The following is a 26336-nucleotide window of genomic DNA, read 5'->3' on the forward strand; positions in this document are numbered from 1 at the left end:
ACGCATTTTGCAGGCAGCGGTATCGGTAAACCAACCTAAAGTGTACCTTAAGCCAGAACGCAGTACAGTAAAACTGAGGCCAACTGCGGGAATTTTCGCCAGTTAAAACGCGGTGTCTTGAAAGGATCACCTCTGACCAGCATTTCAGTTATACTGAGTGCCAAAAGTGCAAAAGGTTCACGCCACGCGACGCTAGCGGCCAGCGTGAAACTGATAGTAGATAAATAACGGCGCAGACAAGGTGAAAGTATGCAGCAGGTGGTGATTAGCGGCTCAGGGTTATTTACCCCACAACACATTATTAGCAATGACGAGCTGGTCGTAAGTTTTAATCAATACGTTGATCAGTTTAATACCGAGCATGCGGCACAGATTGCTGCTGGTGAACTGGCGGCACTGGAGTATTCCAGCAGCGAATTTATCGAAAAAGCCTCCGGTATTAAAGCCCGGCACGTACTGTATAAGGATGGCATTCTTGACCCCAAGGTAATGCATCCGGTGTTTCGTAAGCGCGGCGAAGATGAACTGCCAGAAATGGTCGAAATGGCGGTGCAGGCGGCGACTCAAGCCTTAGCGCAAGCCAACAAAACCGCTGCCGATATTGATTTAATTATCTGTGCTGCTTCGAATATGCAGCGGCCTTATCCGGCGCTGTCCGTCGAGTTGCAACAGGCGCTGGGCGCTGGCGGTTATGCCTTTGATATGAACGTAGCGTGCTCTTCGGCGACCTTCGCGATCAGCAATGCGGTTAATGCTATCCGTGGCGGCAGTGCCAAAGTGGTGCTGGTGGTCAACCCGGAATTTGCCTCACCGCAGGTGGATTACCGCAGCCGCGACAGTCACTTTATTTTTGGTGATGTCTGTACCGCAACCATTATTGAAGCCGAGTCCAGCTGTACCAGTAGCCAGGCATTTCGCATTCTGGGTATGCGTTTAAAAACCACCTTCTCCAATAATATCCGCTGCGATATTGGCTATACCGAGCATTGCTTTAGTGAGCAGGACCCGAAGGCCCCGTTTTTTAAACAGCAGGGGCGTAAAGTGTTTAAAGAGCTGTTGCCGATAGTAGCTGAGGTGATTTTGGACGAAATGGCGGCACAACAGGTTACTGCCGACGATTTAAAACGGTTATGGCTGCATCAGGCCAATATCAATATGAATATCTTTGCGGCCAAAAAGATTCTCGGCCGCGATCCGTTGCCGGAAGAGGCACCGCTGGTGCTGGATACCTATGCTAATACGGCGTCGGCAGGCTCGATTATTGCGTTTCATAAATACCAGCAGGGGCTACAAAGTGGTGACAAAGCGATTCTTTGCTCCTTTGGTGCCGGCTATTCGGTGGGCTGCTTAGTACTGGAAAAGTGTTAAGGCGCTGCGCTTAAGCTGAATGGAGAAAGGGGCCTGGCCCCTTTTTTCAGAGCCGGATCACCGAGTTCTCGTCGTATGATACCCGCGATGGCAGATAGGCATCGGCGTCCTCGTCGTTAAGCCAGGTGCCACCATCAACCAGATAGCGGAATTGATACTCACTATTGACCGGCAAGGTTACAGTGGCACTGAATTCGCCACTTTTGCTTTTCTTCATCGGCAAGGCTGCCGGATCCCAATCGTTAAATTCCCCCAGTAAAGCAACCTGTGTCGCGGCTGGTAGCCTGTCGGCAGTCAGTTTAAAGGTCACTTTGCAAGCGGGTTTGGTCTTTAAATACTGCTTACTGATGCTCATTGCTCACTCCTGTTGCTTTGGCGTAACCGGTAACGCACCGGCTACCTGTTAAAACTAACCTAAAGTGGACTTTTTGCCAATGGTCAAAATTTACGCATTCGTTTGCAGTGTACAGCAGGTAACTTTGTAACAAAATATATTTCTGTTAACTCTATCGGCTGCGTTGTTTTAGTCTCTGATTAGTCAATAAATCTTTGCCAGGCTAATAATGGCGGGCTTTGTACAATCTGCCAGTAAGTTATTAGCGTAATAGAAGCCTTGAAGGCCGGATATTTATGATTGAATTGAAATAAAAATTAACATTCATGCTACTGCAGCATTTTTCGTAGCAGGTAAAATTGGTAGCAGTAAAACTATAATTAGCGGGACATCAAGTTCATGGCAACAAAATTTATCAAAGTTGGATTACCGATCATTATTCTGATCAGTGCGGTGGGATTAGCTATAGGTTTAGGTGCAATGCGAAAGCCCCCGGCGAAAGTCGTTGAGCAGCGACTGCCGTTACTGGTCAATACCATTGAATTGGCACCTCAGGACCTTACCTACCGTATTGCCTCGCAAGGCACAGTGTCACCCAAGTTAGAAACCACGCTGATGTCAGAAGTCAACGGCCGGATTATCCGGGTAGCCGAGAATTTTGTTGCCGGCGGTTTCTTTAAAAAAGGCGATTTATTAGTTCAGGTTGAACCGGCAGATTATCTGACTGCGGTGAAGGCAGCAGAAGCAGCATTGGCCGGTGCGAAAGCCCAGCTTGAAGAAGAGCGGGCGCGGGCGCGGGTTGCAGAAACCGAATGGCGCTCCTTTACCGAAGGTAAAGCACCTGCTTTGGGTTTACGCCAGCCACAGCTGGCCAGTGCGCTGGCTAATGTACAATCAAAAGAAGCTGAGCTGGAACGGGCGCAGCGTGATTTGGCGCGCACCGAAATCCGTGCACCTTACGATGGGATGGTACGCAGCCGGATGGCCAATCTGGGTCAGTTTATCAGCCGTGGTAGTCAGCTTGGCAGCATCCTCGGTACTGAGGTCGCGGAAGTGCGCTTAGCTTTAACTGATACCGATTTTGGTTTCTTGCCACAGCAACAGGCACAGGTACAGCAGATACCAGTGATCTTAAGCGCGACGATTGCGGGCCAACCGTTACAATGGTATGCAAATATTGTTCGTACCGAAGGGGTGTTGGACGAGCGTAGCCGGGTAATTTATGCCGTGGCGGAAATTCAGGATCCGTATCAGCGCGAAGGTACAGGCATACCGCTGCAGTTTGGCCGTTTTGTGCAGGCCCAAATCAGCGGTATCGCAGCAACTCAGGTCACCAAGGTACCGAGACATCTGTTACGCCCAGGCAATCAGCTACTGGTGGTTGATGCCGAGCAACAACTGCAATTTCGCCAGGTGCAACTTAGCCGCGCCGATGCCGACTTTGCGTATATCGGCAGTGGTTTTGAAGCGGCTGATCGGCTGGTCATTTCACCTGTGACCAACCCGCTGGCCGGGACTCAAGTGAGGTTGGCCGAGCAACAACCCTTAGCTGAGACGGTCGCAAATGCCTCTGCAATGCAGCAGGAGGCGCAATAAGTATGGATACCAATAAAGGCATTATCGCCTGGTTCGCCCGCAATAGCGTGGCGGCCAACCTGTTAATGGTCGTGCTGCTATTAGCGGGTTTGGGCTCGGTTTTAACTATTAAAAAGCAAACCTTTCCGGAAATTGAAACCGAGGTGGTAACCATTCGCGTGCCCTATTTGGGAGCAGCACCGCAGGAAGTTGAATCCGGAGTTATTGATAAAATTGAAGAAAGTATTCGCAGTGTTAATGGTATTAAACGGGTGCGCTCTACTGCGGTAGAAGGGCTGGCGACAGTGAATGTTGAAATCACGTCCGGCTACAATATCAGCGAAGTCATGGAAGAGATTAAAACCCAGGTTAACTCCATTTCTACCTTGCCGGAGCAAACAGAACGGCCAGTGGTATATCGGGTGCGTTTTCAAAGTAATGTGATGTGGCTATCTCTTTATGGGGACGCCACTGAAGCAACATTAAAAGAACTGGCGAAAAGTATTCGCGATGAAATTAAAAAGCTGCCGGGCGTCAGTAAGGTTGATGTGGTAGCCGCGCGCAATTATGAAATCGCTATCGAAATCCCGGAACACCGGCTACGCGAGTATGGCCTGACCTTTGAACAGGTGGTCAGTGCGGTGCGTGGTAGTTCAGTCGACTTACCCGGCGGTGCTATCCGCTCGGAAAGTGGCAATATTTTGCTACGAACCAAGGGCCAGGCTTATTACGAAGATGATTTTGCCAGTATCCCGTTGGTGCGTAATGCTGATGGCACCCGTTTGCTGCTGGGCGATATTGCGACTGTCACCGATGGCTTTATTGAGCGGGCCCGGCTGGCGACCTTTAATGGTCAGAACAGTGTATCGATCCGAATTGATGCGGTGGGGGAAGACGATACCTTGCGTATTGCCGGTACGGTAAAAAATTATATTGAGAAAAAACGCCAGGAATTACCCGCATCGATTACGCTGGATTACTGGGGAGATTCCAGTTATTACCTGCAAGGTCGTCTAGATTTGATGACCAGTAACCTGTTGTATGGGGTTATACTGGTGCTGCTGGCGTTAACGCTATTTTTGGAGTTCCGGGTCGCATTCTGGGTCATGGTGGGTATTCCAATCTGCTTCCTCGGCGCCCTGGCATTGCTGCCACTGTCGTTCTTTGATGTCTCGATCAATATGATCAGTTTGTTCGGCTTTATCCTGGTGTTGGGGATAGTGGTCGATGATGCCATTATTATCGGCGAAAGCGCCTACACTGAAATTGAAAAGCGCGGTAAATCAACGGATGCGGTCATTGCCGGCGCGAAAAAAGTGGCGATGCCGGCAACCTTTGGTGTATTGACGACCATTGCTGCCTTTGTGCCGATGTTAATGGTCGGTGGCGCACAATCCGCGATCTGGGGTTCCATTGCCTGGGTAGTGGTACTCTGTCTGGCATTTTCTATTATTGAGTCCAAACTGATCCTGCCGGCGCATATTGCCAATATGAACACCAAACCTTGGGATCCAAACCGGGGCGGCGTCTATGCTTTAGGGCGCTTTGGCAGTAATTCGTTAAAGCGGGTACGCGGTGCCGTTTCGCGGGTACTGTTTAGCTTTATTGAAAACCGCTACCGGCCTTTTATCGAGAGATGTATTGAATTTCGCTACGTCACCATGGCGATATTTTTTGCCATGTTGATTGTGATGTTCGGTGTGATGTCAGCAGGTTTTGTGCGTTGGGTGTTTTTCCCGAATGTACCAAGCGACTTTATGCAAGCCAGCGTGCAAATGGAAGAAGGCGCTTCCAACGAGGCAACGGTACTGGCAATCCAGGAAATCGAAGCCGCGTTAATGCGCGTCGATCAGCAGCTACTGGCCTCGGGTGAGGACATGGTCGTCAAACACCGGCTAGTATTTTTAAACAGCGATACTGCCGGTCAGCTGGTCATTGAACTGGATAAAAGCGAAGGCCGCGAAATTGATGCCTTTGAGATCGCCCGGCTGTGGCGTGAGCAAATTCCAGAGATCCCGGGTTTAAAAACCTTCCGCATCAATAATTCGACCATGGGCAGCGGCGCGGATATCGCGCTGCAATTACGTGGCCGTGACTTGGCGCAGTTGCAAGCCGCAACAGAAGAGTTAAAGGCGGCGCTGGCGGGTTACGAGGGCGTATTTGATATTGAAGATAACCTGCGTGGGGGCAATGATGAAATTGTGCTGGCGTTAAAACCGGAAGCCGATCTGTTAGGTTTGACTCTGGCTGATTTGGCGCGGCAGGTCAGAAATGGTTTCTATGGTGCCGAAGCACAGCGCGTGCAACGCGGCGGTGAAGAAGTAAAAGTAATGGTGCGCTACCCGCGGGAAGAACGCCGTTCCTTGGGTGATTTGGAGAATATGCGGATCCGTACTGCCAATGGTGGTGAGGTGCCGTTTTCACAGGTGGCCAGCTATACCTTGCAACCAAGCTTTAGCGCCATTAACCGGGTCAATGGTGAACGGTCGGTGACCATTACCGCGGCGGCAGATAAGAGTCTGGTGGAGCCTGGCAAGGTGGTGTCTGAAGTGCGTCGCGGCATCCTGAAAGAACTGGAACAAAAATATCCCGGCGTCAGTGGCCAGTTGGATGGTGCCAGCCAGGATGAAATGGATGCCCAGCGAGATCTAATGAAGGCTGCTGTGTTTGCTATGTTCTGTATCTATGCCTTAATGGCGATCCCGCTGAAATCCTACTCCCAGCCGCTGATTATTATGAGCGTGATCCCCTTTGGCCTGATCGGGGCGGTGATTGGCCATATGCTGCTGGGCTTATCGATGAGCATTATGTCGGTGTTCGGCTTAGTGGCACTGGCCGGGGTGGTGGTAAACGACAGTCTGATTATGGTGGACTTTGTTAACCGCGCCCGGGCACAGGGTGTGGCGATTAAGCAAGCCGTAGTCGATGCAGGAACGCAGCGCTTTAGGGCCATTTTACTGACTTCATTAACTACCTTTGTTGGTCTGGCACCGATAGTACTGGAGCGCAGTTTACAAGCGCAAATCGTGATCCCGATGGCAGTGTCGCTGGCATTCGGTATTCTGTTTGCAACCGTAATTACCCTGGTCTTGATCCCGGCACTTTATGTTATGCTGGAAGATGTAAAAAGACTGTTCCGTGGTAAGAAAGCCATAGCGGCGACCTCCGAGCAGGGCTTCTCTAAATAACATCTGCAACTGGCATAAGCGGAGGTTGAGTGACCTTGCTGCAACTGCTGACAGCGGCGATGCCGCTGTTCAGCGTTTTTATCCTACTGGTTTTATTGCGCCTGCCGGCACGGCAGGCGATGCCATTGAGTTTACTGTTATCCGCGTTATTAGCCCTGCTGGTATGGCAGGTACCGTTATTACACTTAACGGCCGCCACCCTGGAAGGCCTGGTGATCGCTGCCACTATTCTGTGGATTATCTTCGGTGCTTTGGTGTTGTTAAAGGTGTTGCTGTTATCCGGCGCCATGGAGGTGATTAAACAAGGCTTTGCGCGGCTTTCTGCCGACAAAAGAGTCCAGCTGTTGATTATTGGTTGGCTCTTTGTTGGCTTTCTGGAAGGCGCGGCCGGTTTTGGTACCCCGGCGGCTATCGTGGCGCCCTTGTTAGTGGCGCTGGGCTTTAGTCCGCTCTCTGCCGTAGTGCTGGCACTGGTGGCGGATTCGGCGGCGGTGTCCTTTGGTGCTGTCGGTACTCCGGTATTGGTGGGGCTGGCACAAGGCGTACCTGGGATCAGCGCATCAGAGCTGCAGCAAACGGCACTGCTGGCAATCAGTATCGATATCTTTGTCGCCAGTTTTTTACCTCTGCTGATGGTGCTGCTATACAGCCGTTATTTTAGCACTCAGGCTAACTGGCGTTACGGCCTGGCTGCCACGCCCTTTGCGTTATTCGCTGGCTTTGCCTTTACCTTACCGGCCTGGCTGGTGACCTGGTTGCTTGGTCCGGAGTTTCCCTCTGTCCTGGGTGCGTTATTGGGGCTGGCGCTAACCGCGACGGCTGCAAGTCGGGGCTGGTTAGTGCCAAAACCTGTGACAGCCGACAACAGTCTGCCTGCTGCAGAAAACACGCCTGAGAATACAGCGCACAGCAGCCAGATACCGCTTTGGCAAGCCTGGTTGCCCTATGCGCTGGTGGCCACATTATTGGTGTTAACCCGGGTGCCGGCGCTGCCCTTTAGAGCGATGCTGCAGGGGCTAAATTGGCAATGGCAGCAGATCTTAGGCTCTGAACTCAGTGTTACGGTGGCGCCGCTGTATTTACCGGGTACGGTATTCCTGCTGACGGCCTTGCTGGCACTGTGGCTGTTTAAGGCTAAGTTCAGTATGCTGCAGCAGGCGTTAACCCAGAGTAGTAAGATGCTGTTACCGTCCTGTATTGCGCTCGGTGCGGCGGTGCCGATGGTGCGGATTTTCTTGCATTCTGATGTTAACAGCGCCGGTTTACCGGCGATGCCGCTGGCGCTGGCTGAACTGGCGGCGGCCCACCTGGCAGACTATTGGCTGGGTTTTGCTGCCATTGTTGGTGCCTTAGGCTCTTTTATTGCTGGCTCTGCCACCTTCTCTAATCTGATGTTTGGCAGCTTTCAGCAGCAGATGGCACTGCAGGCGGAATTGCCGCAGTCTCTGGTGCTGGCGCTGCAAATGCTTGGCGCCAACGCCGGCAATATGATTTGTGTGGTCAATGTGGTAGCAGCGGCCAGCGTAGTGAATTTACATGGTCGCGAGGGAGAGATTATCCGTTATACGCTGTGGCCGATGCTATTTTATTGCAGCGGGGCGGCACTGGTGGCGTACTGGTTTTTCAGCTAAGCTGTCAAGGGTGTCTTAACGCCCTAAAACAGGGACATTTATGAAAATTATCTTTCGTGCCAACGATATATTGGAAGCCCATATTATCGCCGGGATGCTTAATAGCGAGGGGATTGACACCTACGTCGGTGGTCATTATTTGCAGGGTGCGGTAGGGGATTTGGCCGCGCTGGGTTTTGCTAATGTGTTTGTCGCCGACGAGCAGGCGGAGCAGGCTGAACAATTATTGCAGGATTATCAGCAAGCGGAACTGGTTGATTTTCCGCTTACTGATGAAGATGGCCTGGCACCGGCCGGCTAGCCGGCACAAATAGCACCACAGCGCTTTAACACTCGATAATATTTACCGCCAGACCACCGCGTGAGGTTTCTTTGTACTTGGTCTGCATATCCTTACCGGTATCCCACATGGTTTTGATCACCTTATCCAGCGATACCTTGTGATCGCCACTGCCACGTAGCGCCAGTCGCGAAGCGTTAATGGCTTTAATTGACCCCATCGCATTGCGTTCAATACAGGGCACCTGCACTAAACCGCCAACCGGATCACAGGTTAAGCCCAGATTATGCTCCATGCCGATCTCAGCCGCGTTCTCAACATGCTGCGGGCTGCCACCTAGAATTTCGGTTAGTGCCGCTGCGGCCATTGAGCAGGCTACGCCAACTTCACCCTGACAACCGACTTCGGCGCCGGATATCGAGGCATTTTTCTTATACAAAATACCAATGGCGGCCGCGGTTAACAGATAGCGACTGGCGATTTCCGGGCTGACCGGCTGAATAAATTTGTCGTAGTACATTAACACCGCCGGAATAATACCGGCAGCACCGTTAGTCGGTGCAGTAACGACCCGACCACCGGCGGCGTTTTCCTCGTTTACCGCCAGCGCAAACAGATTGACCCAGTCCATTACCTGCAGTGGATCGGCACTTTTCTCTGCCATCAGCTTTTTATGTAAGGCGGGGGCGCGGCGTTTCACTTTTAAGCCACCGGGTAAAATACCCTCGGTGCGAATACCGCGTTCAATACAGGCGCGCATGGTCAGCCAGATATTATTCAGCTCACTTTCAATTTGCGCACTGCTACGCAGCACTCTTTCGTTTTCATGCATCAAGCCCGAAATCGACAGGCCATGCTCTTTACACAGTGCTAATAACTCTGCGCCTGACTCAAATGGGTAGGGTGGTGGGTTAGCCGCGACGAACTGACTGGCTGCTTCTTTTTCTTTGGCAAAATCTTCGGCTTTCACGATAAAACCGCCACCAATGGAAAAGTAGACTTCGCTTAGCAGCACATTTTTCTCGCTGTCATAAGCAATCAGCTCCATGCCATTGGAGTGCTCTTTCAGCGTTTTACGGCGGTGGAACACAATGGCGCCGTCGCGTGGGAAATTCACCGCGTGTTGCTGTGCCAGTTGTAACTTTTGGCTGTCATGCACCTGGCGCAGAATACCTTCTACTGCATCCGGGTCGACGCTTTCCGGCAAGTAGCCAGACAACCCCAGGATCACCGCCTTGCCAGTGCCATGGCCAATACCGGTTTGGCCCAGCGAGCCGAATAATTCCACTTTTACGCTATCACAACGGCTTAACAGTTGCTGTTGTTGCAGCTGCTCAGTAAATTTCTTTGCTGCACGCATTGGGCCCACCGTATGGGAGCTGGAGGGGCCAATGCCGATGCTAAACATATCAAATGCACTAATGATCATAAATACGACTTATTATAGTTAGAGTAGGGAGCCTGATAGTCGGTATTCTAACTGATGGATGCCATGGCTGTCAGGGCGCCAGAGGTCTGTTCAGTATCTGCAACAGCTCTATTCAGTGTCTTTTTTCGCGCGAGAGTGCAGTTTTCTTTACAAAATTCGCATATTGCAGGCTGCGCTCAGCGGATCTGGGTTAATAATTGCTGAATAATGCCGGCTGTGGCGCCCCAAATCAGCTTGTCCTGATAAGGTATTACGGTCAGGTGTTGCTGTTTACCGCGCCACCAGACTGGCCATCCCTGCTGACTGGCAGGGTTCAGAAAAAAGCTAAGCGGCACTTCAAAGATTTCACTGACTTCCTGCTTATTCAAACGATAGGCCTGACCTGGCGTTACCAGGGCAACCACCGGACTGATATGAAAGCCGGTTAATGTTTGCAGTGGCTGTAACTCACCCAGTACCCGGATAGTTGTTGCTGGCAAGCCTATCTCTTCTTCGGCTTCGCGGCAGGCCGCCTGAATAGCCGTCTCACCTGTTTCCAGCATGCCACCGGGGAAGCTGATTTGCCCCGGATGATGGGCCAGTGTCAGAGCGCGGCGTGTCAACAGCAGGTGTAGCTCGTCTGCGTAGTGCAGCAGCGGTACCAACACAGCGCTGCGCCTTAGCTCTGCAACTAGCGGCTGTGGCGTGGTTGCAGGCAATGGTCTGAGTAGATAGCGGTTCAAAAATTGTTCGGCTTGCACCTGCTGTTTATTCCTTTAAGCTCGCTGTATCGCAGTTAATACCGGCAGAATTTTTGCCACCTTATCCAGCGTTTCCTGATATTCGCTGTCAGCTTTCGAATCCGCCACCAGACCACCACCGGCCCAGCAATGGATCTGCCCCTGTTCGCAAACCAGGGTGCGGATCGCGATATTGGTATCCATACGGCCGGTACTGCTGATATAGCCGATAGCGCCGCAATAGACGCTGCGCCGGTGGGGTTCCAGCTGTTCAATTAATTGCATGGCACTGATTTTCGGGGCGCCGGTAATAGAGCCGCCGGGAAAAGCCGCCCGCAGCAAATCACAGGCGCTATTCGGCGCTGCCAGAGTGCCGGTAACGGTACTGACCAGATGATGTACGGCCGGAAAGCTCTCAATGGCAAACAAGGCCGGCACCTCGACCGACCCCGGCTGACATACTTTACCCAGATCGTTGCGCAGCAAATCGACAATCATCACATTTTCAGCGCGATCTTTTGGCGAGGTTTGCAGATTTTCAGCTTCTATCTGGTCGGTTTGCGCACAGAAACCACGCGGCCGGGTACCTTTAATTGGCTTGGTTTCAATCTGACCATCCTGCAGCAGCAAAAAGCGTTCCGGCGAGATACTGAGCACCGCAGCGGCTGGCAAGCGGATAAAGGCCGAAAAGGGCGCTGCATTTTTTTGCCGTAGCTTCAGATACGCCTGCCATTCGTCGCCCTGATAAGCGGCGCTAAAACGTTGTGCCAGATTAATCTGATAACAGTTACCGCTACTTAGCTCTTGCTGTACCCGGGCGAATTTATGCTGATACTCAGCCTGGGTCATATTGGCTTGCCAGTCACTTTGCAAACTAAAGGGGCGGCTTAGCGGCGGTTGCGTGCTTAATCTTTGCTGCAATTTATGCCAGTGTTGTTCCGCATCCTGCCGGTAATCGGTGTACCAGAGCTGCTTTTGTTGTTGATCATAAATCAGCGCCCATTGATACAGACCCAGCGCCATATCCGGTAGCTGCAAATCAGCTTGCGCCTGTTCCGGCAGGCGTTCCAGATAGCGGCCCAGATCATAACCAAAATAACCAAGGGCGCCGCCGACAAAGGGCAGCTCACTGTGACAGGGCGTCGCAAAGTAACGCTTTAGCGCACAGTCTAATACCTTGAACGGATCGGTTGTGTAATGATGGCTGCCGTGCTCGTCGGTCAGGATGGTGTTACCGTGCTGGCTATGCAGGGTTGCCACCGGCTGTGCCACCATAATCTGGTAACGGCTATTCGGGTGACTGGCATCCGCGGAATCGAGCAACATTGACCAGGGCTCGCTGGCAAAATGAGCAAAAATCTCCAGCAGAGAAAATTCGGGTTCAGATTTGGCGTCGTATATCAGATACTGCTGCATGATTTGGACTAGCCGCTGTTGGGGATGCGCGCTATCATACCAGCACCCACACTAATAGTTAAATGTCTCGCCGCTTGGGCGACAGAGGAAGGGCAAGCATGACGGTTATTCGCCAACAAGATTTTATTGAAAGCATCGAAGATGCGCTGCAGTACATCTCCTATTATCACCCGCTGGATTTTATTCAGGCACTGGAAGTGGCTTATCACAAAGAGCAAAACCAGGCCGCGAAAGATGCCATTGCACAAATTCTGATTAATTCGCGGATGTCAGCCGAAGGCCATCGTCCGATCTGTCAGGATACCGGCATTGTTACCTGCTTCGTTAAGATTGGCATGGATGTGAAATGGGATAAAACAGACCTGACGGTGCAGCAAATGGTGGATGAAGGCACCCGCCGTGCTTATATGAATCCGGATAACCCGCTGCGGGCCTCTATTGTTGCCGATCCGGCCGGTTTACGTAAAAACACCAAGGATAATACGCCAGCGGTAGTGCATATCGATCTGGTGCCTGGTCATCATGTCGAAGTGATGATCGCCGCTAAAGGCGGTGGTTCAGAAAATAAAACCAAGATGGCAATGCTGAATCCGTCCGATTCTATTGTCGATTGGGTGCTGGAAACCCTGCCCAAAATGGGTGCTGGCTGGTGTCCGCCAGGCATGCTTGGCATCGGTATTGGCGGTACGGCGGAAAAAGCCGCGGTGCTGGCGAAAGAATCGCTGATGGAGCCGGTGGATATTCAGGAGTTGCTGGCCAGAGGGCCGCAAAACGCGGAAGAAAAACTGCGGTTAGAGTTGTATGAAAAAGTGAACAAACTGGGCATTGGCGCCCAGGGCTTGGGTGGCTTAACCACGGTCGTAGATGTCAAAATCAAATCAGTACCCACCCATGCGGCCTCATTGCCGGTGGTGATGATCCCGAACTGTGCCGCCACCCGCCATGTGCATTTCCATTTAGATGGTTCTGGCCCGGCCGATATTACGCCGCCGAAACTGGAAGACTGGCCGCAGGTGACCTGGGAGCTTGGTAGCAATGTGCGCCGGGTCAATCTGGATACCGTGACGCCAGAGGATGTACAAAGCTGGCAAGCCGGTGAAACTGTGCTGTTAAGCGGTAAGATGTTAACCGGCCGTGATGCGGCACACAAACGCATTGCCGATATGCTGAATAAAGGCGAAGGTTTACCACAAGGTGTGGATCTGAAAAATAAATTTATCTATTACGTTGGCCCGGTTGATGCCGTACGTGATGAAGTAGTAGGCCCGGCCGGCCCGACAACCGCGACCCGGATGGATAAGTTTACCGATATGATGTTGTCGCAAACTGGTCTGCTGGGCATGATTGGTAAATCCGAGCGCGGTGATCAAACGGTTGAGAGTATCAAACAGCATAAAGCTGTTTATCTGATGGCCGTGGGCGGCGCCGCTTATCTGGTGTCGAAAGCCATTAAGAAAGCCCGGGTCGTGGCCTTTGCCGATCTGGGTATGGAAGCGATCTATGAGTTTGAAGTCGAAGATATGCCGGTAACTGTAGCAGTGGACAGCAACGGTAATAACGTGCATAAGCAGGGGCCGGCAATTTGGAAAGCCAATATTGCTGAGCTGGATGCCAAACTGAAAGCCTGATTCTAACAAGGCCGCAGCGATGACTGCGGCTTTTTACTAACTGGGGGAACCATGAAACATCAGAGTTTAGTGGCGTTAGCACTCTTTAGTGCTGGTGCGCTGGCCAAAGGACCACTGACGGTCGAACATCTGAATCAACATAATAAAGTTGGTAATCTGGCTTTGTCGCCGGATGGCCGTTCGCTGGTTTATAGCCAGACTAACGGCGGTTTTGCGCCGGCTGATACCAGCCATGATCTCTATTTAATGCAACTGGGTGAAAATCGGCAAGTTCGCCGTTTAACCGAAAACAGCAGCCGCGAAACAGCGGTGCAGTGGCACCCGGATGGCAAGAGTATTTTCTTTTTAGCTAATCGCACTGGCAGCACCCAGCTGTGGCAACTGTCGCTGGAAGGCGGTGAAGCCCGGCAGGTGACCCGGCTACCCTTACCAATTAACGGCTTTAAACTGGCCAGCGATGGCAAAACCCTGGCGCTGAGTTTAACAGTGAAACCCGGTTGTCAGACGCTGCAATGTACGCTGGATGCCAAAGCCAAAGAAGCGGAGCGCAAAGATACTGCGCTGGCCTATGACCAGTTGATGGTACGGCACTGGGATCACTGGCTGGATCAGTATCGTGAACATCTGCACGTGGCGGTGCTCGGCGATGCCCCTGTTACTGATGCGAAAAACCTGATGGCCGACTGGAATACCAATATCGCCGGTATCAGCGAAGTGGCCTTTACGCCGGATAATCAGCAACTGGTGTTCAGTGCCAAGATCCCGGCGGTTGATCAGGCCTGGCACACTAACTTTGATTTGTTTCAGGTGTCGATTAATGGTGGTGAGAAGGTCAATCTGACGGCCGACAATCCGGCCTGGGATGCCAAACCCAAGTTCTCCAATGATGGCCGTTTTCTGGCCTATCTGGCGATGCAAAAGCCGGGCGCTGAGGCAGATCGTTTTGGCCTGATGTTGCTGGATTTGATTACCGGCGAGCGCAAAGAAGTGGCGCCGAACTGGGATCGCTCGATTTCTGATTTCTATTTTGGCCGTGATAACAGAACCATCTATGTCACCACTCAGGATGTCGGGCAGTACAGCATCTACGCCATTAACACCAGTTTTGGCGATGTGATTAAACTGTATGGTGATGGCTATGCCGGTAATCTGCAAGTTGCGGCGGATAAGCTGGTATTTACCAATCACCGGCTGAATATGCCAGCCGAAATTTTCCAGACCAATGCGGATGGTTCACAGCCACAGCAGTTAACTCAGGTTAATGCCAAATGGGCTGAAGGCATTCAGTTTGGTGACTTTGAGCAGTTTAGCTTTAAAGGCGCGGAAGATGCGACCGTCTATGGTTATCTGGTTAAACCCTGGAACTTTGAGCCAAACAAAAAATACCCGATGGCCTTTTTAGTGCATGGCGGCCCACAGGGTAGCTTTGGCAATATGTTTAACGAGCGTTGGAATGCCCAGCTTTATGCCGCCAAAGGCTATGCGGTGGTGATGGTCGATTTCCATGGCTCTACCGGCTATGGTCAGGCCTTTACCGACTCGATCAGCCGTGATTGGGGTGGTAAGCCGCTGGTTGATCTGCAAAAAGGCTTTGCGCATGTGGTGCAGGCCTATCCGTGGATCGATGGCAACCGTGCCTGTGCGCTGGGCGCCTCTTATGGCGGCTTTATGATGAACTGGATCGCCGGTAACTGGCCGGATGGCTTTAAGTGTCTGGTCAATCATGCCGGTTTATATGATATGCCAAGTTTCTACGGCAGCACCGAAGAGCTTTGGTTTCCGGAGTTTGATTTAGGTGGCACGGCCTGGAACCCGGAGTCAGACTATCAGAAATTTAACCCGGCGGCGCATGCCGATAAATGGCAAACGCCGATGCTGGTGATCCATGGCCTGAAAGACTATCGGGTACCTTATGCGCAGGGCTTAGGCGCCTTTACTAACCTGCAGCGCAAGGGCATTGAATCGCGCCTGGTGATCTTCCCGGATGAAAACCACTGGATCTTAAAGCCGGATAACCGGGTGCGCTGGTATAACGAAGTGTTCCAGTGGCTGGAAAAATATACCCGTTAGAATGCTAGGTCGTTGTGAAAAACCCCGCGCTGTTTGGCGGGGTTTTTTATTTGCCAAAGCGTGATACGAAATGACGTAACAGGGAGTTAGGGCGTGTTGACGTTTGCTGCAAAAACAAGCAGCAAACGTCAACACGCCCTAGTACTCGGCAAAAGGCTTTTCATTGCGCGAAAGCTGGCGTCGCGGTGCCGGTACGCCGTATTTTAACCGCAGACGCTCGGCAAAACCTTCACGCTCCAGCTGAAACAACATCTGCGTTAGCCTCGGGATCAGCTCCTGATGTTGTCGGTGTAGAAAATGATAATCCGGCAGGCTTTGTAGAATTTGCTCACTGATCGGGAATGTGCTAGTGGCATTGAGTTTGTATGCCGGAAACAGTACGCCATCGACTTTGCCAGTCAAAAACATTTGTTTGGCGGCATCCAGACTACCGCTGCCAATCACCTGACGCGAGGCGGGTAACTTCCGCAGTAACTCTTCGACAATTAAGGTGCCGCGAACATAGGCCAGGCTTTGGACTTGTGACAGCTGACAACCGGCACAGCGTTGCTGGTTAACATAGAGGTAAACATGGGTATCAAACAGCACATAAGGCACTGGCCACAGATTCTTATACTGTTGGTTAATATGCAGCACGCGCGCCAGCTCACCGGCCAGATTACCTTTATCGGATTCGATTAAACTGCGACCCAGCGGCACCTCGATAAACCGGGCTTCGACACCAAGCCGTTGATAAGCTTCTGTTAGCAGGCTTTGGCTATAGCGGGAAGCCGGTGAGCCCAGCGCCTGGCGAAACTCCAGCACAGACTCAGCCGGCGCGGTGGCATAAACCGGCAGCATAACACTCAAAGCTAATAACAATCCCAGAATCCGCATCAGCTATTTATAAATCCTTTTATCACCCAACACTCACCTGGCACTCACCCAACATAGCTATAGCTGACGCCTTGCAGGCAAAGACCAGGCATTGCGCCCTTAAACACGCGATATTATAACACTATTTTCGCTTACGTCAGCCAACAGGCAGGCTTAATTGTTTCTGCCAAAGGGACAATGCTTGCAGCAATTGCCGGATATTGTCCTGGATCTTTTGGTCCAGCAAGTTACCCTCGTGGTCAAAGGCGCCGCTAAAGGCATTAGCAAAGACTTCCGGCTTATTCAGGGGGTGTAAGTCCAGATAAACACAGACCTGGCGTAAATGGTATTGTGAGCGCGAGCTGCCCATACCACCGGCAGAGCCGAGGATCGCCACCGGTTTGCCGCGTAACAAGTGGTTATCCGGCTCCCGTGAGGCCCAATCCAGCGCATTTTTCAACGCTGGCGCCAGTGAGTAATTGTACTCCGGACAGGCCAGTAGCAGGGCATCCGCCTCGGCAAACTCTTGCAGCAGGGTGCTTACGGCCGCGGGTTTCTCTGCCAGATCGGCATTATAGAAAGGCACATCCAGCAAATCGGCAATATGGATCTTCATACCGGTGGGGGCGTTTGCCTGGGCAAAACGCAATAAACCGCGGTTAGTCGAGCGGGCGCGTAAACTACCACAGATCGCAAGCACCTTAATTGTCATAACTTATCCTCATCATAGCTAAATACCCTTAACAGCTTAGCTGAATTTAGGGTGTGTTGACGTTTGCTGCTTAGATTTTGTTCGCTAGCGCGGACTCTTCAGGCCGAAAACATCACTACGCCCATGGATTTTTACTGCAGTTCGACTCTCTGGCAGTTGGCGGTCTTAGCTGCTAGAATGCCGCAGTCTGGTGAGCAACGTGCTTGAAAAGGGAATCAGGTGGAATACCTGAACTGTACCCGCAACTGTGAAACGCGCTGCAGCTAATACCACTGTGTCAGTATTGATAACGGGAAGGTGGCTGTGGGTTATCGCGTTAAGTCAGGAGACCTGCCAGAACACGAATTATGCCTTTGATACGCCCGTGCGGGAATACACGGTAGCGCCTTTGCCCGGCCTGCAGCTTGCACTGCCGGTTGTCCTTGGTTGCTGCCCATTAACTAACTGGACAATCGCGTGAGCGCCATTTATTCATTACAGCAAATTAGTCTGAGCTATCCGCAGCAGCGCCAGCGCACTCAGGTGCTGCAGGATATTAGCTTGGAGCTGGCACCCGGTGAGCTGGTGGGAATTATTGGCCCGAATGGTGCCGGCAAAAGCTCGTTGCTGTCGCTGTTAAGTGGTTGTCCGGCGCCGGACAGTGGCAAGCTGTTGTTTGCCGGTAAATCTCTGGCCAGCATCCCACTACGGCAATTAGCCAGGCAGCTGGCATTCTTACCGCAGCATAATCCACCTTTAACCGGTTTGAGCTGTTATCAGGTGGCTGCACTTGGGCTCTTGCCGCACAAAAGTTGGTTTGAACCGGATAACGATTATGACCGGCAACAAGTGTTGCTGGCGCTCAGGCAAACCGGTTTGCTGGAGAAACAACAGCAGCCGGTCGAGAGCCTGTCGGGTGGTGAATGGCAACGCCTGACGTTGGCCCGGGCGCTGGTGCAACAAGCCAGTGTGCTATTGCTGGATGAGCCGACTAACCATCTGGATGTGAAACATCAGCATCAGTTGTTACAACTGCTATTGCAGCTGAAAAAAACCGTCATTTGCGCTATCCATGATCTGGATCTCGCTGCGCGCTATTGTCACAAATTATTGCTGTTGGACCAGGGCAAGGTGCGTGCCTTTGGCCGTCCGGATCAGGTGTTGCAACCGGCATTACTGAGCGAGGTATTTGAGTTACCGGTAGCAGTCAGTCAGCATCCGCAATATGGTTGGTGGCAGGTACAGTTTATCAGCCCGCAGGTCGCATTATGAGCCGCTGGACCCGTTATTACCCGTTGGCGTTATCTGCGCTCGCACTGGTGTTGCTGGTAAGTGTCGTGATGAGCCTGTTGCTTGGCAGTGTTTCGTTTCCGTTGTCGACGCTGGCGGCGGCAATGCAGTTCAACGGGACTGAGCCGCTGGCCGAAACCATTATCTGGCAATTGCGGTTGCCACGGGTACTGACTGCCTTACTGGTTGGGGCTGGCTTAGCGGTCAGCGGCGCTGTGTTACAAAATGCCAGCCGTAATCCACTGGCCGATCCTTATTTATTTGGTTTGATGGCCGGTGCAGCACTGGGCGCGACTATTGTCAGCATCGTGTTGCCAGAGCAGCAACTGAGTATGGCGCTGGGTGCCTTTGTCGGGGCTATGCTGGCGATTGTGCTGGTGCTGGCGGTAGCCATGCGTCAGCAACGACAACGTATTGAGATCACGCTGTTAGCCGGGGTGGCGGTATCCTTTATGCTCAGCGCCATCAGCAGCTTTATTTTGTATTTTGCCGAGCCCTTTGCCGCCAATCGGGTGATCTTCTGGTTAATGGGCAGTTTAAGCCGCAGCAGCTGGCAAAGCTTAATGTTAATTGGCCCTCCGGTCGTCTTGCTGCTGCTGCTGGCGCTGGCACTGCGACGGCAACTGGATGCACTGTTATTATCAGACAGTAGCGCCCGCAGCCTCGGCATCCGGCCCGAGCGTCTGCGCCTGGTGTTGCTGATTGCCACGGCGCTGGTCAGTGCGGTGATTGTGTCACAATGCGGCGGTATCGCCTTTGTCGGTCTGTTGGTGCCACATATGGTGCGTTATTTGTTTGGTGTCACCGCTGTGCCCTTGCTGCTGGGATCGGCCTTATTGGGCGCGGTCTTTATGTTATGGGTCGATAATCTATCGCGGACCTTGTTGGCACAGCAGGAAATCCCGCTAGGGGTCATTACCTCAGTGCTGGGAAGTCTCTTTTTCTTATTGTTGCTACGGCGACGGGTGTAATGGGGAGTACAGATGTCAGAGCAGCTTAAACAACAGCAGCATCAGGCCAGACAGCAACGGCTAAAAGCTCAGGTTGATGCGGCGGTAGCCCGTGCCAATATTGAGAAAGGGCTGCTATTGGTGTTAACCGGCAATGGTAAGGGGAAGTCCACAGCCGGTTTTGGTACTGTGGCCCGTGCCGTCGGACATGGCTTAACGGCAGCGGTGGTGCAGTTTATTAAAGGTAGCTGGGACTGTGGTGAGCGTAATTTACTGCAGCAACATGGCGTGGAGTTTGCGGTAATGGCCACCGGCTTTACCTGGGATACGCAGGATCGGGCCGGTGATATTGCCGCGGCAGAGTTGGTGTGGCAGGAAGCGGAGCGCTTTTTGGCTGACGACAGCATCGATCTGGTGCTGCTGGATGAACTGACCTATATGCTGACCTTCCATTATCTGCCGCTGGAGCGAATTGAACGGGCGCTATTAAATCGGCCAGCAAAACAACATGTGGTGATCACCGGCCGCGCCTGTCATCGTCGTTTAATTGAGTTAGCTGACACGGTCAGTGAGGTACAGGTGGTGAAACATGCTTTCGATGCTGGTGTCAAAGCACAGCGCGGTCTGGATTGGTAAGATGCGCCCATATCTGCTGCTTTGCCTGCTACTGTGGCTGCCTTTAAGTAGCCAGGCCGCGACCAGCGCAGTACCGCAACGGCTGATCAGCCTGACCCCGCATCTGACCGAATGGGTGTATTTGCTCGACGCCGGTGAGAGGCTGGTGGCGGTAAGCGATTATTCCGATTATCCGGAGGCGGCCAAATCCTTGCCGTCCTTTAATACCTTCGGTGCCTTAAATGTCGAGGCGATCCTGGCGCTGAAGCCAGATCTGGTGCTGGCCTGGCGTGGCGGTAATCCGGAGGCCGATTTACAGCGCCTGCAGCAATTCGGCATTCGGGTGTTTTATTCTGAGCCAGTATTACTGGATGATATTGCCAGCGAGCTTGTTGAGTTAGGGCTGCTACTAGGTCAGGTAGAGCAAGGACAGCAGCAGGCCGCTGCTTTCCGGCAACGACAACAGCAACTGGCGGCCCAGTATCAGGCCAAATCAGCAGTGCCGGTATTCTTTGCGCTCGGGACTGAGCCTTTAATGACGGTTGCCAATCAAGCCTGGCCAGCGCAGGTATTATCGCTGTGTGCGGCACAAAATATCTTTGCCGATGCGAAAACCGATTATCCGCAGGTAGCGCTGGAGCAGTTATTAGCCCGCCAGCCAGCAGTAATAGTGCAGGCCAGCCGCGAGGCGAAAACTGAACATAATGCGTTCTGGCAGCGCTTTACGCAGCTACCGGCGGTACAGCAGCACGCCTTTATCACGCTGGATGCTAATCAGCTATACCGCGCGACGCCACGGATCCTGGATGCTGCAGCGACCTTGTGTCAGCAGTTGGAGATTTATCGCGATTAACGGCGTTCGTGAACCGGCCAGCACTCGGTAATATTGCCATTTTTGCGGCAAATTTCTTTTTGTTGATCGCTGTTACCGCGTAGCGCCTTTTTCAGGCCTTTAATGATGGCACTATCGATCTCCATCCCCAGTTCGCTTATTAATGCCGGACTATGCTGTTGTGCCTGTGGCCTGGCTGGATCGATACTGCGGTCTTGTTTGCTATCAAGCTTGCTGTCTGCCAGCATTCCCAGCACAGTACAACCGGTCAGAGTCGTAGCGAAAATCACCAGGCTAAGCTGTTGACTGAATTTTTTCATTGGTGGCATTCCTTGCTAACGTTATTAAAGTAACTCAAGTTGATAATCGCCGCTGGCAAAGGCGGCGGCCAGCTCATGTGAGCGCTGCAGGACTTCCTGCCAATAGGCGATACGCTCAGCATCGGGCAGTTTAAAGTCTTTGCGATCCGGTATCTTGGCATAGGGCAGGCTGCGCACCCAGGCGTCGCTGGGACAGAGGATCACCACATTATGCAACAGCGCCGGCTTCACCCGGCGCCAAGGCAGGGCTTTATCAAACCAGCCCGGCGTCAGGCTGGGGTAAAAATGTGGGTAGAGCACCAGTCCCTGTTCAGTAAAGGACTGATTAAAATGATAGTCGGTAATGCCGCCGTCAAAATAGCGGCCCGGTTTGGCGTGGCTAATATTCTCAATAGGTTCCAGTACCATCGGGATGGAGCCACTGGCAAGAATCGCTGCTTTCAGATTGTCATCGCTTAGGGCGACATGCTCGGTCGGCAGTTCCGCACTGTGCATCAGAGAGGCACAGGCTCCAGGCGCATAAAAATGTACCCGCTGATAAAAAAACTGCAGTAAAGAGCGGTTAAGCAGGTTGGCAGTAGCGGTCAGGCCGAGCGCTGCTCCCTGTAACAGGCTGTTGCGGGAGCGGGTCAGACCTTTCGCCCGATCAACAATCAGATGTAGCTTCATCACCGGATTATCCAGCACTTCGCGACAATGGCTGGCTGTTGGCAGGACCTGGTCGATAATGGCATGCGAGATCCGGGTAATCAGCTTCAGATCGGCATCCTTCGGATAGCAGATCTCCGAATAGGCTTTGGCAAAGCGGGCTGATGCGGCGACGGCATCCTGCTGGGCATAGCAGCTAAAACGCCAGGCTCCGGCGGAGCTGCCTAATAAATGTAATGGTTTCTGACGGCCGGCAAAAAACTCAGATAACAGATACTGATCTAAACCATAGAGGCAAAACCATTTCGGACCGCCGCTGGCGCCGACCATCACCTCAATATCATCCGCCTTCAGGCCAGCCTGCTGGATATGGCGCCAGGCGGTAGCACCGGCTAATACGCGTAGTGGTGACTGCACTGTCACTCCTCTTCTGACTGCTAGTTTCCAAACAATGTCTGATGCATCCGTTCGGCGTAATCGTCAGTCATTCCGGAAAGATAATCGCAAATAACCCGCTGTTTGGCAGTGTTATCAACCGCAGCCTGCCAGCGGGCCTGGGTATTTAGCGGTAACAAGCGCTGTGGATCTGAGCTAAAGGCATCGAACAACTTTAACAGCATATTCTGACAGCGAAAACGCGACTGCTGGATCTCCGGCAGCTGGATCACGCAGCGGTAAACCAGATTTTTCAGGGTCTGTAACATATGCTGTTCAGCATCTGCCAGCCGGGCATTGTAGCGGATCAGCGGTTCTTGGCAAGACGGCAGGCTTTGATAGAGGCTAACCGAGGTAATTAACTGATTAACCAGTGAGCCAATGGCATCTTTGCGTAAATGATGTTTGGGACTAAATAACTTAGTGGCCAGTTCGGCCAGCTGTCGCTGATATGCTTGATCCAACTGGGCAAAAGGTGCGGCAGTAAAATCCTGCCATTGTTGATAGCGCAGGTTGCCAAGCACTATCGCATCTTCCAGATCATGCACGCCATAAGCGATATCGTCGGCCAGTTCCATAATGGAGGCATCCAGAGACTTGTGGCAGGACTTTTGCCACGGCGACTGTGTCAGCTGTTGTACCTGCTGAAAGCTTTGCCGATCGGCTGCACTGAGCGGCGCCAGCACCCAGTCCAGAATATCACTGTCGGCGGCGAAAATGGCCTTAGCAGGTTTCCAATCGGCCAGACTAAGTGGATTATCGACGCTGGGCAGCAGTGGGATTTCGGGTTGTAATACCGGGTACTTCAGCAAGCCAAGGAGGGTGCGGCGGGTAAGGTCCATACCATGAAACTCGGTATAGGGTTCAAGCTTGGCAACGATCCTTAACGTTTGGCCATTACCCTCAAAGCCACCATAGGCTAACATTTTAAAGTTCAGTGCGGTTTCACCGCCATGACCAAAGGGCGGATGCCCCAAATCATGCGCCAGACAGAGTGCTTCCATCAGGCTATCATCGGGTAATAAGCCTTGCAGCGCCGGTGGACAATTTAACCTTAGTTGGTTAACCAGGCCGGTGCCTATTTGCGCGGCTTCCAGCGAGTGAGTCAGGCGGGTGCGGTAAAAATCGTTCTGACCGATGCCGAGGATCTGGGTTTTCGACTGCAGACGGCGAAATGCTGCCGAGTGCAATACTCTGGCCCGATCGCGCTGCCAGGGCGTACGGTGATCTCTGGGTCTGTTATCCGGCGCATCAGAGCGCCGGGCTTGCCATTTTTCCGTCATCCTAGTCCACCAATTAATAACGATTCAGTAACTTATCATAAAGTAAATGCGATCCAGAAGCGATGCTAAAGCACTATCTAGTTTAAACTTCGCTGGTGTCGGTTTTTTAAACTAAATGGTGCTCTAGACTTCCACAAATTTATACTGTATAAATAAACAGTTTCGGATAATAACGCAGTCAGCGTACTGAGGAGTCAAAAATGGCAGTGATCACCAAATATGTCGTGGAACGCAGTGGAGTAGAAAAAATGACCTTTACCAGTAAAGCGGAAGCCGATGCCTACGATAAAATGCTGGATACGGCTGATGCGCTACAGGTGTTGTTGTCTGCGTCTGGTCAGCTGACAGATGAAGCTCAGGCAGAGGCGCTGGCATTGTATCTGGCGCAGCAAAAAGAGCCCTTGCTGGTGGCGCTGGGCGTTAAAAAAGCGGCCAAAGCCGGCAAGCAGGACAGCGAGGAGCAGACCACAGCAAAGCAGGATGATACCAGCAGCAAAGGGCTGAAAGCTGTTGCTGCCGGCCACGCCGCCTGATTTGGCATCGCATCACGCCAGGATCCCCTAGGACAACGCTAAGCCATCCGCTTTATGCGGCGGCTTAGCGATTGCCTTGTGCTAAGCCTGTTTACCGGCTGTGGCTCGCGCCGTGATTTTTTGCTGCCAGTAATGCTGCAGATCGCGTTTTACTTCCGGCAATAATAAGTACAGCGCCAGGATATTCGGTACTGCCATCAGAAAAATCATCGAATCGATAAAATCAAACACCGCCATAATGCTTGGCACCGCTCCCATCGATACCATGCCACAGAACAGCAGTTTGTATAGCGTAGTGAGTCGGGGGTGGGTGCCGACGATATAACGCCAGCCGGTCAGGCCATAGTAAGACCAGCTGAGTACCGTCGAAAAGCCAAACAGCAGCAAGGCCACCATCAAGACCAGTGGGAACCAATCGAATACCGAGGCAAAAGCACTGGAGGTAATTTGTACGCCGTCCAGCCCCTGCATCTGATAGGCTCCGGTCAGAATAATCACCAGTGCAGTAATAGTGCAGATCACCACCGTATCAATAAAGGGCTCTAGCAGGCCAACAAAACCCTGGGATACCGGATCCTTGGTTTTTGCGGCGGCATGGGCGATCGGTGACGAGCCGATGCCGGCTTCATTGGAGTAAGCGGCACGGCGAAAACCCTGAATTAACACACCAATAAAACCACCGTAGGCGGCGTCGGGAGCAAAGGCGCTTTGGACAATCAGCCAAAGTGCAGCCGGTACCGCAGAGAGATGGCTGCCAATCACGATCAGCGCTGCCAGCAGGTAGATGGCGCACATTAGCGGCACCAGCTTGCTGGTGACATTGGCGATACTTTTAATGCCGCCGATAATCACAGCGCCAATCAACGCAGCGTAGATCGCGCCAAACAACCAGGCATTATCAAAGCCAGTGACGCTTTGTACCTGCACAAAGCCCTGATTCACGTGCACAAAGCCAGCTGAGCCAAAGATCACGGCAATGGAGAAGAATACTGCCAGCGCGCTGCCAAGCCAGGGTAACTGATATTTATCCAGCGCCGCCTTAATATAGTACATCGGCCCGCCGGAGACGCTGCCATCCGCATTAAGCTGGCGGTACTTCACCGCCAGCGTACATTCCACAAATTTGGTCGACATGCCAAGCAGGCCGGCCATAATCATCCAGAAGGTCGCGCCGGGACCACCCAAACTAATGGCTACTGCCACCCCGGCAATATTACCGGTACCAACGGTACCGGATAAGGCTGTGGTCAGGGCTTTATAGGGCGAAATCTCGCCGCTGCTGCCGGCTTCCGGCTTGGCAAATAAGCGCCGGATAGCGTAGCCAAAGCCGCGGATATTAATAAACCCGAGATAAAAGGTAAAAATCAGGGCGCCACTGATCAGCCAGATCATCACCAGCGGGATTGGTACCCCATTAAAGGAAAAGGCATAAAACACCACAGCGGCCAGCTGATTGGTAAAGGCTTCAAAGCTGGCCTGGAACGAGAACTCCGCAGACATATTGCTATCCGGATGGCTATTGACTGTCGGAGCATACCTGCTAACTGTGGCGCTGACAATACAGCAGGCACTGACAGTACCCTGAATGCGATTAACCGCGGATTCAGATAGTTGAGCTAAGCTCTATGCTGTTAAGGTCGCTAAGACAGTCAAAGAGGAGAGGGACTATGTGGATAAAAACAGCTTTGCTGGCGGTACTATTATTTATGCTGCAAGGCTGCGCCGCCGGTTTAAATGCTACCCCGGCTGAGCAGCGCACTGCTATTAATGAGATGCGGCAGCAGGTGCTAACTGAGTTGTATCGCGAGAAAGCCAGTGCCCGGCCTGAAGTCGCCAGCGCACCGGGCTATGCGGTATTTAGCAATGCCAATGTCAATCTGCTGCTGGCCAGCTTTGGTGGTGGTTATGGCGTGGTGCGTAACAACCGTAGCGGCGCCGATACCTATATGCGCATGGGCGAGGTCGGTGTCGGCTTGGGCGCCGGTGTGAAAGACTTTCGCTTAGTGATGGTGTTTCACACTGAGCAGGCGATGAACCGTTTTATTGAACAGGGCTGGGCCTTTGGTGCTCAGGCGGACGCCGCCGCCAAAGCCGGTGACAAAGGAGCTGCCGTCGGGGCTGAAGCCAGTGTTGATGAGGTGACTATCTATCAGTTTACTGAAGCAGGCCTGGCGTTACAGGCTACCATCAAAGGAACGAAGTTCTGGGTCGACCGTAAGCTGAACTAAGCGTCAGGTTAAGATCGG

23 protein-coding genes and 1 riboswitch are annotated in these 26336 nt (G+C 52.4%); of the genes, 13 read left to right on the plus strand and 10 right to left on the minus strand.

Going from position 1 to position 26336, the window contains the following annotated elements:
* Positions 1-249 precede the first annotated feature (249 nt).
* Positions 250-1368, plus strand: a complete 1119-nt coding sequence (locus tag H1D31_RS06975) for a beta-ketoacyl-ACP synthase III (RefSeq protein WP_008610227.1) — start codon at positions 250-252, stop codon at positions 1366-1368.
* Between the two features lie 46 nt (positions 1369-1414).
* On the opposite strand, the gene H1D31_RS06980 is transcribed toward H1D31_RS06975, so the two are convergent.
* Positions 1415-1723: an isoamylase early set domain-containing protein gene (locus H1D31_RS06980; protein ID WP_008949411.1), complete on the minus strand. Its 309-nt coding sequence runs from the start codon at positions 1721-1723 to the stop codon at positions 1415-1417.
* A gap of 378 nt (positions 1724-2101) precedes the next feature.
* Between H1D31_RS06980 and H1D31_RS06985 the strand changes: the two genes are divergently transcribed.
* Genes H1D31_RS06985 through H1D31_RS07000 form a run of 4 tightly spaced genes read left to right on the plus strand, consistent with a single transcriptional unit; the run spans position 2102 to position 8397 of the window.
* Positions 2102-3298: an efflux RND transporter periplasmic adaptor subunit gene (locus H1D31_RS06985; RefSeq protein WP_261257262.1), complete on the plus strand. Its 1197-nt coding sequence runs from the start codon at positions 2102-2104 to the stop codon at positions 3296-3298.
* A 2-nt stretch (positions 3299-3300) separates the two neighbouring features.
* Entirely contained in the window at positions 3301-6465 is a 3165-nt protein-coding gene (locus H1D31_RS06990; protein ID WP_008949409.1) for an efflux RND transporter permease subunit, read from the plus strand.
* Between the two features lie 29 nt (positions 6466-6494).
* On the plus strand, positions 6495-8096 hold the full coding sequence (locus H1D31_RS06995) for an L-lactate permease (RefSeq protein WP_261257264.1): 1602 nt from the start codon (positions 6495-6497) through the stop codon (positions 8094-8096).
* A 40-nt stretch (positions 8097-8136) separates the two neighbouring features.
* Complete coding sequence (locus H1D31_RS07000; RefSeq protein ID WP_261257265.1) at positions 8137-8397, plus strand: DUF2007 domain-containing protein; 261 nt, start codon at positions 8137-8139, stop codon at positions 8395-8397.
* Positions 8398-8422: 25 nt separating this feature from the next.
* Here H1D31_RS07000 and H1D31_RS07005 read toward each other — a convergent pair whose 3' ends face one another.
* The 3 genes from H1D31_RS07005 to pabB form a co-directional block, all read right to left on the minus strand.
* Complete coding sequence (locus H1D31_RS07005; protein WP_039925683.1) at positions 8423-9802, minus strand: L-serine ammonia-lyase; 1380 nt, start codon at positions 9800-9802, stop codon at positions 8423-8425.
* Between the two features lie 179 nt (positions 9803-9981).
* Positions 9982-10545, minus strand: a complete 564-nt coding sequence (locus tag H1D31_RS07010; RefSeq protein WP_008949406.1) for a CoA pyrophosphatase — start codon at positions 10543-10545, stop codon at positions 9982-9984.
* A 15-nt stretch (positions 10546-10560) separates the two neighbouring features.
* A complete protein-coding gene (gene pabB, locus H1D31_RS07015) occupies positions 10561-11940 on the minus strand; it encodes an aminodeoxychorismate synthase component I (protein ID WP_261257268.1) in 1380 nt (459 codons plus the stop codon).
* Between the two features lie 98 nt (positions 11941-12038).
* Between pabB and H1D31_RS07020 the strand changes: the two genes are divergently transcribed.
* Both H1D31_RS07020 and H1D31_RS07025 read left to right on the plus strand, forming a co-directional pair.
* Positions 12039-13568 (plus strand): fumarate hydratase, encoded by a 1530-nt coding sequence (locus H1D31_RS07020; protein ID WP_008610238.1) that lies wholly within the window; start codon positions 12039-12041, stop codon positions 13566-13568.
* A gap of 51 nt (positions 13569-13619) precedes the next feature.
* Positions 13620-15638 carry an alpha/beta hydrolase family protein gene (locus tag H1D31_RS07025; RefSeq protein ID WP_008610239.1) on the plus strand — a complete coding sequence of 673 codons (2019 nt, stop codon included), beginning with the start codon at positions 13620-13622 and terminating at the stop codon, positions 15636-15638.
* A gap of 138 nt (positions 15639-15776) precedes the next feature.
* Here the strand turns inward: H1D31_RS07025 and H1D31_RS07030 are convergent, their stop codons facing one another.
* Together H1D31_RS07030 and H1D31_RS07035 are read right to left on the minus strand one after the other, a co-directional pair.
* Entirely contained in the window at positions 15777-16514 is a 738-nt protein-coding gene (locus H1D31_RS07030) for an ABC transporter substrate-binding protein (protein WP_261257273.1), read from the minus strand.
* A gap of 136 nt (positions 16515-16650) precedes the next feature.
* Positions 16651-17205: an NADPH-dependent FMN reductase gene (locus tag H1D31_RS07035; protein WP_008610241.1), complete on the minus strand. Its 555-nt coding sequence runs from the start codon at positions 17203-17205 to the stop codon at positions 16651-16653.
* Positions 17206-17376: 171 nt separating this feature from the next.
* Positions 17377-17558, plus strand: a riboswitch (cobalamin riboswitch).
* 103 nt (positions 17559-17661) lie between these two features.
* On the opposite strand from H1D31_RS07035, the gene H1D31_RS07040 reads away from it, so the two are divergent.
* The 4 genes from H1D31_RS07040 to H1D31_RS07055 are packed head-to-tail and all read left to right on the plus strand — an operon-like array spanning position 17662 to position 20892.
* Positions 17662-18456, plus strand: a complete 795-nt coding sequence (locus tag H1D31_RS07040; RefSeq protein WP_261257274.1) for an ABC transporter ATP-binding protein — start codon at positions 17662-17664, stop codon at positions 18454-18456.
* The gene (locus H1D31_RS07045; RefSeq protein ID WP_261257275.1) at positions 18453-19445 is read left to right on the plus strand and encodes a FecCD family ABC transporter permease; all 993 of its coding nucleotides are present in this window, start codon (positions 18453-18455) and stop codon (positions 19443-19445) included. The genes H1D31_RS07040 and H1D31_RS07045 overlap by 4 nt, the downstream gene beginning before the upstream one ends.
* 12 nt (positions 19446-19457) lie before the next feature.
* Positions 19458-20060 (plus strand): cob(I)yrinic acid a,c-diamide adenosyltransferase, encoded by a 603-nt coding sequence (cobO, locus tag H1D31_RS07050; protein WP_008610244.1) that lies wholly within the window; start codon positions 19458-19460, stop codon positions 20058-20060.
* Position 20061: 1 nt separating this feature from the next.
* Positions 20062-20892, plus strand: a complete 831-nt coding sequence (locus tag H1D31_RS07055) for a cobalamin-binding protein (protein WP_261257278.1) — start codon at positions 20062-20064, stop codon at positions 20890-20892.
* Here H1D31_RS07055 and H1D31_RS07060 read toward each other — a convergent pair.
* From H1D31_RS07060 to H1D31_RS07070, 3 genes are read right to left on the minus strand one after another with little or no spacing between them, the layout of a single operon-like run.
* Positions 20889-21191: a hypothetical protein gene (locus tag H1D31_RS07060; RefSeq protein WP_261257280.1), complete on the minus strand. Its 303-nt coding sequence runs from the start codon at positions 21189-21191 to the stop codon at positions 20889-20891. The genes H1D31_RS07055 and H1D31_RS07060 overlap by 4 nt on opposite strands.
* 24 nt (positions 21192-21215) lie before the next feature.
* Positions 21216-22256 carry a patatin-like phospholipase family protein gene (locus H1D31_RS07065; protein ID WP_261257282.1) on the minus strand — a complete coding sequence of 347 codons (1041 nt, stop codon included), beginning with the start codon at positions 22254-22256 and terminating at the stop codon, positions 21216-21218.
* 20 nt (positions 22257-22276) lie between these two features.
* Complete coding sequence (locus H1D31_RS07070; protein WP_008610248.1) at positions 22277-23557, minus strand: anti-phage deoxyguanosine triphosphatase; 1281 nt, start codon at positions 23555-23557, stop codon at positions 22277-22279.
* Between the two features lie 200 nt (positions 23558-23757).
* Here H1D31_RS07070 and H1D31_RS07075 point away from each other — a divergent pair, with 200 nt between their 5' ends.
* Positions 23758-24090 (plus strand): YebG family protein, encoded by a 333-nt coding sequence (locus H1D31_RS07075; RefSeq protein ID WP_261257284.1) that lies wholly within the window; start codon positions 23758-23760, stop codon positions 24088-24090.
* Between the two features lie 81 nt (positions 24091-24171).
* Here the strand turns inward: H1D31_RS07075 and H1D31_RS07080 are convergent, their stop codons facing one another.
* The gene (locus H1D31_RS07080; protein ID WP_008949396.1) at positions 24172-25590 is read right to left on the minus strand and encodes an alanine/glycine:cation symporter family protein; all 1419 of its coding nucleotides are present in this window, start codon (positions 25588-25590) and stop codon (positions 24172-24174) included.
* A 167-nt stretch (positions 25591-25757) separates the two neighbouring features.
* Between H1D31_RS07080 and H1D31_RS07085 the strand changes: the two genes are divergently transcribed.
* Complete coding sequence (locus H1D31_RS07085) at positions 25758-26318, plus strand: YSC84-related protein (RefSeq protein WP_261257287.1); 561 nt, start codon at positions 25758-25760, stop codon at positions 26316-26318.
* Positions 26319-26336 lie beyond the last annotated feature (18 nt).

This window comes from Alishewanella sp. BS5-314 (assembly GCF_025377695.1).
Classification (GTDB): domain Bacteria; phylum Pseudomonadota; class Gammaproteobacteria; order Enterobacterales; family Alteromonadaceae; genus Alishewanella; species Alishewanella aestuarii.

Coding starts and splice junctions, on each gene's coding strand:
- H1D31_RS07025 (WP_008610239.1), top strand. CDS start 13,620: ATGAAACATCAGAGTTTAGTGGCGTTAGCACTCTTTAGTGCTGGTGCG.
- H1D31_RS07035 (WP_008610241.1), bottom strand. CDS start 17,205: ATGACAATTAAGGTGCTTGCGATCTGTGGTAGTTTACGCGCCCGCTCG.
- H1D31_RS07085 (WP_261257287.1), top strand. CDS start 25,758: ATGTGGATAAAAACAGCTTTGCTGGCGGTACTATTATTTATGCTGCAA.
- pabB (WP_261257268.1), bottom strand. CDS start 11,940: ATGCAGCAGTATCTGATATACGACGCCAAATCTGAACCCGAATTTTCT.
- H1D31_RS06980 (WP_008949411.1), bottom strand. CDS start 1,723: ATGAGCATCAGTAAGCAGTATTTAAAGACCAAACCCGCTTGCAAAGTG.
- H1D31_RS07030 (WP_261257273.1), bottom strand. CDS start 16,514: ATGCGGATTCTGGGATTGTTATTAGCTTTGAGTGTTATGCTGCCGGTT.
- H1D31_RS07075 (WP_261257284.1), top strand. CDS start 23,758: ATGGCAGTGATCACCAAATATGTCGTGGAACGCAGTGGAGTAGAAAAA.
- H1D31_RS07055 (WP_261257278.1), top strand. CDS start 20,062: ATGCGCCCATATCTGCTGCTTTGCCTGCTACTGTGGCTGCCTTTAAGT.
- H1D31_RS07080 (WP_008949396.1), bottom strand. CDS start 25,590: ATGTCTGCGGAGTTCTCGTTCCAGGCCAGCTTTGAAGCCTTTACCAAT.
- H1D31_RS07000 (WP_261257265.1), top strand. CDS start 8,137: ATGAAAATTATCTTTCGTGCCAACGATATATTGGAAGCCCATATTATC.
- cobO (WP_008610244.1), top strand. CDS start 19,458: ATGTCAGAGCAGCTTAAACAACAGCAGCATCAGGCCAGACAGCAACGG.
- H1D31_RS06985 (WP_261257262.1), top strand. CDS start 2,102: ATGGCAACAAAATTTATCAAAGTTGGATTACCGATCATTATTCTGATC.
- H1D31_RS07020 (WP_008610238.1), top strand. CDS start 12,039: ATGACGGTTATTCGCCAACAAGATTTTATTGAAAGCATCGAAGATGCG.
- H1D31_RS07070 (WP_008610248.1), bottom strand. CDS start 23,557: ATGACGGAAAAATGGCAAGCCCGGCGCTCTGATGCGCCGGATAACAGA.
- H1D31_RS06990 (WP_008949409.1), top strand. CDS start 3,301: ATGGATACCAATAAAGGCATTATCGCCTGGTTCGCCCGCAATAGCGTG.
- H1D31_RS06975 (WP_008610227.1), top strand. CDS start 250: ATGCAGCAGGTGGTGATTAGCGGCTCAGGGTTATTTACCCCACAACAC.
- H1D31_RS07060 (WP_261257280.1), bottom strand. CDS start 21,191: ATGAAAAAATTCAGTCAACAGCTTAGCCTGGTGATTTTCGCTACGACT.
- H1D31_RS07045 (WP_261257275.1), top strand. CDS start 18,453: ATGAGCCGCTGGACCCGTTATTACCCGTTGGCGTTATCTGCGCTCGCA.